This window comes from Streptomyces sp. NPDC059224, from assembly GCF_042754285.1.
Lineage (GTDB): Bacteria > Actinomycetota > Actinomycetes > Streptomycetales > Streptomycetaceae > Streptomyces.
In genome coordinates this window covers 176,573-189,208 of sequence record NZ_JBHZAN010000011.1, presented here as the reverse complement: position 1 = coordinate 189,208, position 12,636 = coordinate 176,573, and the positions used below count along the sequence as shown (strand labels likewise).

Here is a 12,636-nt window from a genome sequence, read left to right as displayed (position 1 = left end):
TTCTCCGAAGCCATACGGCTGGCCCTCTGCTGTCAGCGAATCCGCCTGGCCGGGCGGTGGTCCGGGTGCTTGTGTGTCGGCATGGAGATCCTGGTTCTGGGCGGAACGGCATGGGTGGCCAGGGAGCTGTCGAGGCAGGCGATCGAACGCGGGCACCGGGTGACCTGCCTCGCGCGTGGCGAGAGCGGAGAAGTCGCGGACGGAGCGGTACTGGTCGCCGCCGACCGGTGCGACCCGTCCGCCTACGAGCCCCTGCTCGACCGTGTGTGGGACGCGGTCGTCGAGGTGTCATGGCAACCGGGATTCGTCCGTGGGGCGCTCGACGCGCTGGGCGGCAAGGCCGGGCACTGGGCGTACGTCTCGTCCGGCAACGCCTACGCCTCCCACGCCACGCCGGGGGCGGACGAGTCGGCGGCCCTGCTCGCCCCGACCGACCGGAGCGAGGCCGACCGAGAGTTGTACGGCGAGGCGAAGGTCGCCTGCGAGCAGGCGTCGACGGCCGCTGTGGGCGACCGCCTCCTCATCGCACGAGCCGGGCTCATCGGCGGGCCGGGCGATCACAGCGGGCGCTCCGGCTACTGGGCCGCCCGCGCCGCACGCGATCCGCGAGGACCGATGCTGGTCCCCGGCACACCGGCCGTGCCCACCCAGGTGATCGACGTGCGGGACCTCACCTCCTGGCTGCTCGACTCCGCGGAGACGGGGGTCACCGGCACGTACAACGCCGTCGGCCCGGTCGTTCCGTTCGGGGAGTGGATCGACCTTTCCCGCGCGGCGGGCGGTCACACCGGTCCGGTGGTCACCGCCGAACCGGCGTGGCTGCTCGCCAACGGCGTGGCCCAGTACATGGGGTCCGAGTCGCTGGCGATGTGGCTGGTCGAGCCGGGCTGGGAAGGGTGGTCGGCCCGGGACGGGTCTTCGGCGCGCGCTGCCGGACTGCGCCACCGGCCCCGGGCGCAGGTGCTCGCCGACACGCTGCGCTGGGAACGCGAGCAGGGGCTGGACCGGGAAAGGCGCGCAGGCCTCAGCGCGCGGCGCGAGCGCGAGTTGCTCGACGCCCTCGGCTGACGACCGGGTGCTGGACCGGTCTCGCGTACCTGAGCATCGGCACTGGCGCACGCCGTATCGCCCGGTCGGTGCGGGTCTTCACGGTGAGCGGGGTGACGAGGAGACGTTCGTCGAGCCGGGGAAGCACTGCCGGATCAAGGCCGTACGCCTGGTGGGCCTCGATGCCCGGCATGGCGCTGCCCTCGCCGAGCGCCCGCCTCACGTCGTTGCCCCACCGCGGACATCGCGTCTACCGCGAACGCGGCAGTGTGGATGCCCCCTGACCACCGGCCTGGTCCCTACTCCTTGTCTTTGCGGCGGCGAGGCCCCGCCGAGCGTGGTGGCGTCGAGCGCATGTGGTCGCGCACCGGCGCCAGCAGGCGGGCGAGGGTCTCGACGTCGTCGCGGGAGAGCGGTTCGAACAGCAGACCGCTGACCACCTCGATGTGGCCGGGCAGTACCCGTGCGAGCAGTGCGCGCCCGGCATCGGTGATGGTGACCGTGATGCTCCGCTCGTCGTCCGCGGAAGGAGCGCGCACGACCAGGCCCGCCTTCTCGAGCGAAGCTGCCTGGTAGGTCAGGCCGCTGCGGCTGTAGACGACGCCGTCCGCCAGGTCGGTCATGCGGTGACTGCCCGTCGGCGAGTCACCGAGCCGGGCCAGCAGCTGGAACTGTACGTAGCTGAGATCGCCGGCCTCGCGCAGCTGCTGTTCGACCGCGTGCCGGAGCAGGCTGGTCACCTCGATGAGGTCGAAGTAGGCGCCGAGCTGCACGGGGTCGAGCGAAGGCGGCGAATCATGCATGGCCGGAGTCTACTGCTTCGAATTCGAAGAGTGTGGTACGCCGCCGTCCGAGCCGTCACGGGCGCCCGGTGTGACGCCAGGAACCCGGTGCCGGGACGAGCCCCTGCGCGTGGGGCCCGGTACCTGTGGCCACTGCCGGGCTCATGGCGCCGACGAGGGTGGACCGGAGGCGACAGAGGATGCTTGCTTCGAATTCGAAGTAGCAGTAGCGTGTTCCCAGTTGCTTCGAGTTCGAAGCAATTACCCTGACGTGAAAGCGGGACTCTGATGAAGGCAGTGCGTTTCCACGAGTACGGCGACCCCGACGTCCTGCGCTTCGAGGACGTCGAACAGCCCGCCCCCGGAGCCGGAGAGGTCCGCATCCGCGTCGCCGGGACGTCGTTCAACTCCGTGGACGGCAACATCCGCGGCGGCTTCATGCGCGGCCCCATCCCGGTGGTGCTGCCGCACACCCCCGGTATCGACGTCGCCGGCACGGTCGACGCGCTCGGTGAGGGCGTGTACGGCGTCGAGGTCGGTGACGACGTTGTCGCCTTCCTGCCGATGGACGGCGACGGAGCCGCCGCGGAGTACGTTCTGGCCCCGGCCGAGATCCTGGCCCCGGCGCCGAAGAGCGTCCCGCTGGCCGACGCCGCCGCGCTGCCGGTGGTGGGCCTGACCGCGTACCAGGCGCTGTTCGACCACGGCAAGCTGGCGGCCGGGCAGCGCGTGCTGATCAACGGCGCCGGCGGTGCGGTCGGCGGCTATGCCGTGCAGCTGGCCAAGAACGCCGGTGCCCACGTCATCGCCACAGCCAGCCACCGCAGCGGCGATGCGGTCAGGGCGGCCGGCGCCGACGAGGTCATCGACCACACCACCACCAGCGTGACCACCGCGGTGACCGAGCCGGTCGACATCGCGCTCAACCTCGCACCGGTCGACCCGGCCGAGCTGGCCGCGTTGGCCACTCTGGTCTGTTCCGGCGGGGTCGTCGTGAACACCACGGTGTGGATGCCCGCCCCCGGCGACGAGGAGCGCGGCGTGCGGGGCATCGACCTGTTCGTCCGCAGCGATGCCGGGCAACTGGCACAGTTGGTGGAATTGATCGACCGCGGCGAGCTGCGCGTCGACGTCGCCGAGCGGGTGCCGCTGGCCGAGCTGGCGTCGCTGCACGCACGAGCCGCCGAGGGCGCGGTGCACGGCAAGGTCGTCGTCGTCCCGTCCGCCGGCTGACGCCGATCCCTCACCGGAGGAAGCGGCCACGGCACTCGGTCCGGATGCCGACATCGCTGTCGTGGGGGGGGGCGGCCCCCCCCCCCCCGCCCCGCGGCCCAGAAAGGCCGGCCGCGCGCGAGGCCCCGGCCACGCGGCCCGGAGGCCCAAACCGTTGGGGGGCCGCCCCCCCCGGGGCCGCCACGACAGCGAACCTGTAATTCCCGGCGACGCTGTTCCGCATCGCGTAGGATGGGGTCATCGACGCGGGGTGGAGCAGCTCGGTAGCTCGCTGGGCTCATAACCCAGAGGTCGCTGGTTCAAATCCGGCTCCCGCTACGACAGTTCGGCCCCCTCGGCGCAAGCCGAGGGGGCCGAACGTACGTCAAGCCGACTCCGAGGCGCGGCCGTCGGCCTCGGCGGCCGCACGCGCACTGAGCGCACGCTCTTCACAGCTGCAGCAGGCTCACCACGCTATGGTCGTCTCGAACTTTCGTCCCACCTGAGAAGACGTACCGGTGAACGCCAGGATCAGCCGGATCCACACCAAACTCGCCGCGCTGCCGGAGACGGAGAAGGCCGTCCTCGGCCCCCCGCTCACCGAAGCACAGCTCTCGGAGTTCGAGGAGAGCCACGGCATCCGACTGCCCGAGGAATTCCGCCGGTTCCTCACCCGGATCGGCCACGGGGGATACGGTCCCCCCCACGGCCTGCTGCCGATGGAGCAGTGGGTCGGCCGGCAGACCGGCGTGGGACCGCTCGACGAGTCGTTCCCGATCGTCCCCGACCTGGACATTCCGCAAGGGCCCGCTGACCGAGACGAGTTCACGGGCACGTTCCCCGGCACCATCACGGTCGTCCACCGGGGCTGCAGCGACTTCACGCTGCTTGTCGTCACAGGCCCTGGGCGCGGGCGCCTGGTCGAGGTCAACGTCGAGGTCAACAGGGAGGGGTTCTTCGCCCCCCGTTTTCACACCGACTCCGACTTCCTGTCCTGGTACGAGCGGTGGCTCGACTTCGTCCTGACCGGGCACCGGGACCTCACCTGGTTCGCCGATCAAATGTCCGGCGACGAGGTCCGGCTTGCGGCCACGCTCCTGGAAGACGGACTCGCGACCAGACGGAGAGCCGCCGCCTGCACGTTCATCACTCACCCGGAGCCGGGCACTGACCACCGAGACTCATCCAGCCGTCCGGGAAGCGATTCTCCGTGCCCTGGCCGCCCAGGGGGAACCCGGCCGAAATCTGCTCGCCTCGGCACTCGCCGATCCGGTCCCCGGCATCCGCTCCCTCGCGGCCATCCTGATGACGACGCGCACGCCGGAAGGGTGGGGGCTGCCCGCCCCGCGACGAGAGATCCTCGGCCGTCACCTGGCCGACGAGACGGACGAGGCGGTACGCGACGCCATCGAGAGAGCGCTCAACATGACGTGACGCCGCGCCCAGGTCTGCGACGGACGTCAGCGGCACAGCGAAAACGGGTCCGGCCGGTGCTGGGCGGAGCCTGGATGTCAGCCTCGGCCGGTAGCGTCTGCGAGGTGACCGACGACGCTGCTGTCTGGAACCGGCCGGCCGCTCTGCTGCCGGAGGCCGGAGCCCGGGAAGTCAACGACTGCTGGGACATCGGAGAGCAGGAGGCTGGGCTCGGCCTGCTCGTCTCCGGCCTCCTCGGCCACCAGGTGCCGATCAGTGGGACCGTCAGGGCCCAGATCTCCGTACTCGCAGAGACCTGGGGTGAGCGGGAGGCACTCACGCCTCGTATCCTCCAGTGCGCTGACGAGGGCATACCGGGCCCCGTGAAGCTGACCGAAGGCGACGCGAGCAGTGTCCCCGAGGCCGTGAGCGCGGTTGAACCGGACATGGCCGGCCTCGTTCTCGTCCCCTGGATCACCTGCACGCGATGCGGCCGGGTCCTGATGCGCGCCCATGCCCGGGAAAGCTGGGGAGACCTCTCCTGTCTGGCCCGGCATTACGTCATCACCATGCCGAACCGGATCACTGTCGTGCGGCTGTGCCCTGCCGACGCCGCCGACGTGGCCTTCGCGTTCCTTCGGCGGACGTGTTCGGACGCATCGGGAGAACCAGTGGCTCCGTGACGGATGCGAAGGCGAGTCGATGGCACGGTCGACGGTCGGACGGGGGACCCGTCACATGAAGCCTCCCGCGCCGCAGGCGCCCGATCCCTCATGGAAGCCCCGGGGGCGCCTGCGGCAGACGGGCATCTGCCCTACATTCCCCGCCTCTGCCGGCCCTCAAGTTCCCGCCTGGCGGCGAGCGCCTTCGCCAGTACCTTGGCTCGGTACGGATTCGCGGTACCCAGGGCCGAGGCCACCGCGACGGCCTCGTCCAACAGTGCCAGCCGCTGCTCGGGCAGCTCCTGCACCAGAGGTGAGAGGCTTGCCTCTACCAGAACGTACGCGAGCTTCGACCCGTACACCTCCGGTTGGACCTGCGTGAGCAGGCGGTAGATCCGCAGGCCCTCGGTGCCGCGTACCACCCGCCGGTTGGCACTGAGCAACTGGACCCTCGCCCGCATGACGATGTCCTGATCCATCGTTCCCCCTCCGTTCCTCACTCCCGCCTGCACCCGTCCCACGACGGGACAGCACGACGAACGTGTCGGCACCCGAGAGGGGATGCCGACACAGACGTCGGAGAGTGGATGACGACGAGTGTGCGGGCAGGCGACCACCCCGGACAAGCCTGAGCGGACGTGCGCTCGGTCCTACCGCAAACCGCGTCCGAGCAGGCATGATGGACCTGACACTCACTCAAGCCCGCAGCCGGCGCGGCGCGACCGCCGGGGGTGCTGCGGAAGGCGGCTGCGGTGTTGCCGGGCCGGGCGAGGCCCGGCCCGCTCTGGGCGGTTGGGTTTCCGCGGTTGTCAGTCGTCGATCTCGTACCGCCGATCGTCCGGAAGCACCGCAGAGCCTCCGGGCTGCCGTCGTCGAGGACTGCCGGGATCGCCGCCCTGACCTGGTCGTCCGTCAGTTGTCCGCCCCGAACCCAGTCAGACCCGCAGCCCTCGCGGTGGCCGGCGGACGAAGCAGGTCGGGTCGCTCGTTCGGTAAAGTGAACGCTGGGTTCAATGGATCGGCGCGTACGTTATAGTGAACGTATGGTTCATTCATGCACTGACGGGGATCACCGATGACACCCCCGCCACCTGCCCGCCCTCCGGTGAGCAGTACCTCCGCCGCCGTCGGGGCGAAGATCCGGCTGCGCCGCCAGCAGCGAGGGATGAGCGCGGCGGAGATGGCCCGGCGTGCCGGGCTGAGCAAGGCCACGCTCTCGCAGCTGGAGGCGGGCCGGGGCAACCCGACGATCGACACGCTGGACGCGATCGCGATCGCCCTGCGGATTCCGATCGCGGACCTGTTGGCACGGGACGCGGACACCGGGCCGGTCTACCGGCCGGGTACGGACGCCGAGCCCGGCGAGGTCACCCGCGAACTGCTGCGCCGGATCAGCAGCGGCAACAGCCTGGAGATCTGGCGCCTGCGGATCCGGCCCGAGACCGAGCTGGCCGGCGTGCCCCACGCCACCGGCACGATCGAGCACCTGATCATCTCCAGCGGGTCCGTGACCGCCGGCCCCGTCGACGCCCCGCAAGACCTCGGACCAGGCGACATGCTCGCCTTCGCCGGCGACGCCCCGCACTTCTACCGCACCGGTGCCGAGGCCGTGGACATCACCGTCGTCTTCGCCTCACCCCTCAGCACCTGACCCACGAGGACCCTCACATGAGCACCGCTCCCCTCACCACCCCCTCCGGCCTCTCCTTCAGCAGCGACAACATGGCCGGCGCCTCCCCACGGATAGCCCAGGCCGTCGCCGACGCCGCCCTCGGGCAGGTCCTCCCGTACGGTAACGACCCCTTCACCGCCCGCGCCCGCAACAAGCTCGCCGAAGTCTTCGAACGCGAGGTCGGCGTCTTCCCCGTCTCCACCGGATCCGCCGCCAACGGTCTGGCCCTGGCCGCCCTCACCCCGCCTTGGGGCAGCGTCCTGGCCCACCGCGACAGCCACATCCACCACGACGAATGCGGCGCTCCCGAATTCTTCACCGGCGGTGCCAAGCTGGTCGGCCTGGCCGGTGACGACAGCAAGCTCGACCCCGACGCCCTGCGGACGGCGGTCGGTCGCCGCGCCGGCGACGTGCACAGCATGCAGCCCTCGGTGATGAGCATCAGTCAGGCCACCGAGAGCGGCAGTGTCTACAGCGTCGCCGAGATCCGCGAGCTGTCCGCCATCGCCAAGGAAGCGGGCCTGCGCACGCACATGGACGGTGCCCGGTTCGCCAACGCCCTCGTTCGCCTCGGTGTCACCCCGGCCGAGATGACCTGGAAAGCCGGCATCGACGTCCTGTCCTTCGGCGCCACCAAGAACGGCGCGATGACCGCCGACGCCATCGTCTCCTTCGACCCGGCCCTCGCCGACGAACTCGCCTTCCGCACCAAGCGTGGCGGCCAGCTCACCTCCAAGATGCGCTTCCAGACCGCCCAGCTCGATGCCTACCTCACCGACGACCTGTGGCTGCACAACGCCCGCCGGGCCAATGCCATGGCCACCCGTCTCGGCGACGGCCTCAAGGCCATCCCCGGCATCGGGCTCCTGGCCACCCCGCAGGCCAACATCCTCTTCTGCCGCCTCCCCGCGCACGTCACCGAGGGGCTCCTCGCCGAGGGCTACGCCTTCTACCACGACCGCTGGGAAGAAGGCATCGTCCGCTTCGTCACCGCCTTCTCCCACACCACCGAGGACATCGACCAGCTCCTCGACGCCGTCCGCCGCCACAGCGTCTGAACCCTGGGGTCTCCCGCAGGCGTATCGGAGAACCTGGTCGGCTCGTCGCCGTCCTACAGCCCTCGTCCCGAGCCCCGTGACAGGCACGAGGGCGGTGAGCGAGCGCCCTCAGCCGTTGACCGGATCGAACTCCTCCCATGGGCCGATGGCGGTGCGGTCGGCGATCAGGGGAGCGGCACCGGCGTTCTCGGCGGTGACGTAGCCGCCGTTGGCGTGCGCCTTGAGGAAACGACGGAGCCGGTGCCGGGCGTGCCGCCGCCGTCGATGCCGATCTGCGCGGCACCCAGATGCCTGGCGGTGGTCGCGGGGGAGCAGGAGACCTGTGCGTAGGGCAGCGCGGTGGTGGGGGCCGCGACCGGCTCCACCAGGTAGGACTGGCCGGATACGGCCGGCACGTTGAAGGTGCCGGCGCTGGTGGAGCCAGGCTGCCGCCCCGCACCTGCACGCTCACCCTGGTGTTGCCCCGCACCGCGACGGTGCCGCTGACGTCCCAGCCCGTCGGCCACGCCGGTGCGATCCGCAGGGTGCCGTCGTAGTCCTGCACGAGTGCCTCGTCGAGCGCGGCGGCCACTCCGGAGATCTGCTCGATGCAACCCTCGGTGCCCACGGAACTACCCAGATCGGCAAGGTCGTTGATGTGCACCTGATGAGGTCGTGCATCGCACCGGGGTCGTCTATGTAAGGTCGGGCGAAGTGCGGGGCGGCGGTCGGCGCGACGCAGTCGCACGCCTCCTGCCGGTGGCTGCCCTCGGACCGTGTCAGGTTCGTTCGTCATCCGCCTCCGGCGACCCCTTCAGGCCGCCGAGCGCAAGGACCGTCATGGTCACCGCCGCCCCCGCCGCCACGCCGAATCCGCCCTGCGCACCGCCCGCGTCGACCACCTGTCCCGCGACCGCCGTGGCGGCTGCCGACCCTGCGGCGCTTGCGGAGTTGCCCCAGGTGAACGCCTGGGTGAGGACGGCGCGCGGGACCGCCGACCGAGTGAGGAGCGTGGTCAGGATCAGCAGGACCGGCACGGCGAGACCGGTCAGGGCGAGGGTCGCGCTGACCGCGACAGGCGTGTCGAGGACCGTGAGCGGGAGGGTGGCCAGGGAGAGACCGGCGGCGGCAGCGGCTTGGTGGCGCTGGGGGGAGCCGCTGTGGCGCCATGCTCCGTACGCCCAACCGCCGATCAGACTGGTGCAGTTGGAGGCGAAGTAGAGCGGCGCGGCCGCGCCTGGTGTGCCGCGTCCTACGGCGTATGCGGTGACGGACACCTGCATCGCGCCGAAGAACACTCCGAGTGCGAGGCCGAGCGCGACCTGCCGCAGGAACGCGGGGCGGAACAGCGCCCGTTGGGCACGCCGGCCCTCCGCGCGGCCGGTGAGGGGCGGCATGGTGCGGCGGTTCGCGGACAGGGCGAACCCGCCGCCGACGACCAGCACGGCGGCGAGCAGCGTTCCGGCATCCGGATGGCCCGCCGCGCCCAGGACGCTCACCAGAACCGGGCCGGTCAGGTAGGACACGCCGTTGGCGAGGGCTTCCAGGGCGAAAGCGGTGGGCAGCGCCGCAGCCCGTTCGCCGGACAGCAGGGCGGACCAGCGGGCGGCGGACAGGGCAGAGAGCTGAGGCAGGGTTGCCCCGACCAGCATCCCGGCGGCGAGGTCCGGAACGGCGCCGGCGAGCAGCAGTGCCACGGCTCCGGCATGCGCGCCCAGCGCGCACGGAAGCACACGCGCTTGCCCGAACCGGTCGACGAGGCGTCCGATCTGGGGCCCGGCTACGGCGTCCGCGATGGCGAATCCGCCGGTGACGAGACCCGCGGCGGCATACGACCCGGTGCGTGCGTGCACCAGCCAGACGATGCCGATGCCCGTCATGGCGATGCCCAGACGTCCGACAGAAGAGGGAAGGAAGAAGGCCACGGCACCCGAAGTGCGCAGCAAGGTGCGGTAGTTCGCCGATGCCGAAGGCACGACGCATCCCTTTCGCCGCCCGGCGGGACGCGCCGAACGGGGCGTCGGCGTCCGGAGGTGCCGACCCGTGGCTGCGCCTGAAGCCGTCCAGTGGTGGCGTGGAGCGGGGACGCGCACCCCACGCCGACTCCGTCACCGGGCAGATGTCATACGGTGGTTGAAGATCTCCTCGAGCATAGAGGAACCGTGCACGGAAACGAACCAGGAGAGGCACTCTTCGGTCGTCCGGCTGTCGGACGCCCGTCCGGGCCCGTGCGGGGATGCGGAGGCCGATGACCGCGTGTCCGGGGCCTGGGAGCTGTGGTGGAAGGACGAGGACGCCTGGGGGCCTCCGGGGAAGGAACTGCGGGACCTGGAACGCCAGGTCGCCGAGGAGAACGCCCGGATCCCCGACGGGCGGTACCGCACCCTGGTCTTCCTCGCCCCCCTGAGTCTGCAGAAGGGTGTCTACGACGACCCCCCGCTCGGCCTGCAGATCCTGCGCGGCGCGATCGCCCAGCAGCATCGGCTGAACGCCGGCGTCCGCCAGAACAAGATGCCCATCCGCCTGCTCATCGCCAACACCGGCCGGTACTTCCAGTACGGCGCGCGCAACCGCACGGCGCCGAAGGACCCGGACATCGCACAGATGATCATCCGTCGGCAGCGCGCGGACCACATCGCCGCGGTCATAGGCATCACCCAGAGCCGCCCCGAGTCGCTGAAGGCGGTCCAGGAACTCGACCGGGCCGGCATTCCCGTCATCGCCAACGGCGTGTCCGGCAGCATCATGGTCGGACCCCGGTCCCCGCAGCGGTACTTCCAGACATCCGCACCCAACACACGCCTGGGACCCGTCTTCGCCGACTTCATCCGCCACTCGCCGGAGATCCACCGCCTCACCGGTGACAGGCCTCGCGCCGTCGTCTACGACCCGACGGACACCTCCTTCAGCACCGACCTGAGGAACGTCTTCGTGCGCGCCCACCGGACGTACGGCGGCATCGACGAGGTCACCTACAGCGAGAAACCCGGAGCCACCACACCGGACACCATGAGCCCCCCATCGACTTCCGGCTCCGCCCCGCGCGGACGGCACGGGCCTACCCCCGTACATGACGCTCTTCTACGAGACGGCGAACGCCCCCACGTCGGACCCCCGGGATCCGTACGCCCAGTTCACGCAGGACTTCGCAGGTGTCTTCGGGCACCTGAGCGCCGACGCCGACGCGGCCGGCGGGTTCGACACCGTCGGCATCGTCTCCAAGGTCATCCAGAACCTGCTGCCGGCCTCCACGGACGTCCAGCCCAACGACATCTACCTGTGGCTCACCGCCCACGGCGTGTCCCGGTACCCGGGCGCTTCGGGGGTGCCGCAACCGGACGGCAGGAACAAGTACCCGCCCGACAAGGCGGTCTGCATCCGCGAGCTCCGCCAACCGGACGGCGCCACCACCACGTTGCTCAGCTGCGGCATCCTGCCCGGCCGGCAGAACCGCGCGACGTGGGGCACCGCGCCGGACACCTTCCCGTGTCCCCGCCAGGGCACGGGATCACCGTCCGGCGGCGTCACGACGTGACGGCCGTACGGCCCGGCCCGTGAGCGTGCCGTGTGCCCGGTGCCGGGCCGGGAGCGCGCCGGTCCAGCCAGCCCTGCTCCGCCGCGAGGAGACCGATCTGGAAACGCGTCTTCGCACCGAGTGCCGTTCCCGCGTCGCTGACGTGCTTCTGGACGGTGCGGCGGCTGATTCCCAGCGCCCGCGCGATCGCGTCGTCCTTCATGCCGGTCGCCATCAACCCGAGGATCTCCCGGGTCCGTTCGTCGACCGGTACGGCGGCAGGTCGCCGGGGCGGCGCCGTCCGGGCGTGCCCGGCGTTCAGGGACGCGGGGACCGCCTGGTCCCACACCATCTCGAAGAGCGCGGCCAGCGACGCCACCAGCGCGAAGGAATGGACCACCAGCGATCCCGCCGCCGGCCGTTCGGAACGCACCGGCAGCAGTGCCGAGGTCCGGTCGAACACCACCAGTTTCGTCGGCAGGAAGGACGCGAGGCGCAACTCCCCGCCACCGGCCGTGCCGCGTGACGCGGTGTCCAGCGACACCGCGTCGGTGAATCCCTCCGTCTCGTACACGGAGCGAAGACGCACCCCCGGACCGACCTCCGGCACCGGTGCGGACGTCCGGTCGGCCGTGACGTAGGGGGGCTTCGCCAGGTGCAGGACCTCGACGGAGCTGGCCCGCAACAGCTGCGCGTAGCGTCCGGCCACCTCCTCACCCTGTTGCAGGACCTCCACCAGGTGCGCGGACCGCGGGGCGGAGGCCGCCTCGTACGCCGCGTAGAGGCGTTCCGCCAGATCCTCTGCCCGGGCCAGTTCGGTGCGACGGCGTGCCAGCAGTGCCCCGAGCGAGGACCGCGGCGGACCGGCCGTCCAGCGGGCGGGCTGTCCGGCGCTCCGCTGCACCAGTGAGACCTCCTCCAGCCGGCGCAGCGCCTGCTCGGCCTTGGCCGTGGACACCCCCGCCACATGCGCCACCGATGCGGTGTCGGCCGGCGGCGACCCCATCAGGTGCTCCAGCAACTGCCCCTCGAACCGGTCCAGTCCGATAGACCCCCAGGGACTGTCCGACGTGACGTCCATACGGTGTGACACTCCTGTGCGCCAAAAAGCGGTACGAGCCCAGGCCGGACAACCCGACCGGCCGGACTCGATGGTAGTTCCGGAGCGGATCACCGCGGGCGGTGGGGGGGGGGGGGGGGGCCGCCCCCCCCCCCCCCCCGCACCGCCCGCGCGACGACCCCCGCGCCCCCCCCCCAACACCCACCCCCCTGACGACCAGCGGGCGAAACACCCACG

12 protein-coding genes, 1 tRNA gene and 1 pseudogene are annotated in these 12,636 nt (G+C 71.2%); 9 read left to right on the top strand and 5 right to left on the bottom strand.

Annotation, left to right across the window (positions count from 1 at the left end):
* The first annotated feature begins 81 nt into the window (after nt 1-81).
* Nucleotides 82-1,068 carry an NAD-dependent epimerase/dehydratase family protein gene (locus ACFXI4_RS14135; protein WP_384990261.1) on the top strand — a complete coding sequence of 329 codons (987 nt, stop codon included), beginning with the start codon at nt 82-84 and terminating at the stop codon, nt 1,066-1,068.
* A gap of 278 nt (nt 1,069-1,346) precedes the next feature.
* Here ACFXI4_RS14135 and ACFXI4_RS14130 read toward each other — a convergent pair whose 3' ends face one another.
* On the bottom strand, nt 1,347-1,850 hold the full coding sequence (locus ACFXI4_RS14130) for a MarR family winged helix-turn-helix transcriptional regulator (RefSeq protein WP_384990260.1): 504 nt from the start codon (nt 1,848-1,850) through the stop codon (nt 1,347-1,349).
* Nucleotides 1,851-2,117: 267 nt separating this feature from the next.
* Between ACFXI4_RS14130 and ACFXI4_RS14125 the strand changes: the two genes are divergently transcribed.
* The 5 genes and pseudogenes from ACFXI4_RS14125 (at nt 2,118) to ACFXI4_RS14105 (ending at nt 5,137) form a co-directional block, all read left to right on the top strand.
* A complete protein-coding gene (locus ACFXI4_RS14125) occupies nt 2,118-3,062 on the top strand; it encodes an NADP-dependent oxidoreductase (RefSeq protein ID WP_384990258.1) in 945 nt (314 codons plus the stop codon).
* Nucleotides 3,063-3,306: 244 nt separating this feature from the next.
* Nucleotides 3,307-3,380: transfer RNA gene (locus ACFXI4_RS14120), tRNA-Met, on the top strand.
* A 179-nt stretch (nt 3,381-3,559) separates the two neighbouring features.
* Nucleotides 3,560-3,769, top strand: a pseudogene (locus ACFXI4_RS14115) (SMI1/KNR4 family protein); the annotation flags it as partial.
* 577 nt (nt 3,770-4,346) lie between these two features.
* Entirely contained in the window at nt 4,347-4,475 is a 129-nt protein-coding gene (locus tag ACFXI4_RS14110) for a hypothetical protein (RefSeq protein ID WP_384990332.1), read from the top strand.
* 104 nt (nt 4,476-4,579) lie between these two features.
* Nucleotides 4,580-5,137 (top strand): hypothetical protein, encoded by a 558-nt coding sequence (locus tag ACFXI4_RS14105; protein WP_384990330.1) that lies wholly within the window; start codon nt 4,580-4,582, stop codon nt 5,135-5,137.
* 131 nt (nt 5,138-5,268) lie between these two features.
* On the opposite strand, the gene ACFXI4_RS14100 is transcribed toward ACFXI4_RS14105, so the two are convergent.
* Nucleotides 5,269-5,595, bottom strand: coding sequence for a hypothetical protein (locus tag ACFXI4_RS14100; protein WP_384990256.1), 327 nt, complete (start codon nt 5,593-5,595; stop codon nt 5,269-5,271).
* A gap of 626 nt (nt 5,596-6,221) precedes the next feature.
* On the opposite strand from ACFXI4_RS14100, the gene ACFXI4_RS14095 reads away from it, so the two are divergent.
* Nucleotides 6,222-6,767 carry a helix-turn-helix domain-containing protein gene (locus ACFXI4_RS14095; RefSeq protein ID WP_384990254.1) on the top strand — a complete coding sequence of 182 codons (546 nt, stop codon included), beginning with the start codon at nt 6,222-6,224 and terminating at the stop codon, nt 6,765-6,767.
* Between the two features lie 17 nt (nt 6,768-6,784).
* The gene (locus ACFXI4_RS14090) at nt 6,785-7,846 is read left to right on the top strand and encodes a threonine aldolase family protein (RefSeq protein ID WP_384990252.1); all 1,062 of its coding nucleotides are present in this window, start codon (nt 6,785-6,787) and stop codon (nt 7,844-7,846) included.
* Between the two features lie 164 nt (nt 7,847-8,010).
* Here ACFXI4_RS14090 and ACFXI4_RS14085 read toward each other — a convergent pair whose 3' ends face one another.
* Entirely contained in the window at nt 8,011-8,241 is a 231-nt protein-coding gene (locus tag ACFXI4_RS14085) for a hypothetical protein (RefSeq protein WP_384990250.1), read from the bottom strand.
* Nucleotides 8,242-8,604: 363 nt separating this feature from the next.
* Entirely contained in the window at nt 8,605-9,801 is a 1,197-nt protein-coding gene (locus ACFXI4_RS14080) for an MFS transporter (protein WP_384990248.1), read from the bottom strand.
* 1,094 nt (nt 9,802-10,895) lie between these two features.
* On the opposite strand from ACFXI4_RS14080, the gene ACFXI4_RS14075 reads away from it, so the two are divergent.
* Nucleotides 10,896-11,360: a hypothetical protein gene (locus ACFXI4_RS14075; RefSeq protein ID WP_384990246.1), complete on the top strand. Its 465-nt coding sequence runs from the start codon at nt 10,896-10,898 to the stop codon at nt 11,358-11,360.
* Here ACFXI4_RS14075 and ACFXI4_RS14070 read toward each other — a convergent pair.
* A complete protein-coding gene (locus ACFXI4_RS14070) occupies nt 11,350-12,420 on the bottom strand; it encodes a helix-turn-helix domain-containing protein (RefSeq protein ID WP_384990244.1) in 1,071 nt (356 codons plus the stop codon). The genes ACFXI4_RS14075 and ACFXI4_RS14070 overlap by 11 nt on opposite strands.
* Between the last annotated feature and the right edge of the window lie 216 nt (nt 12,421-12,636).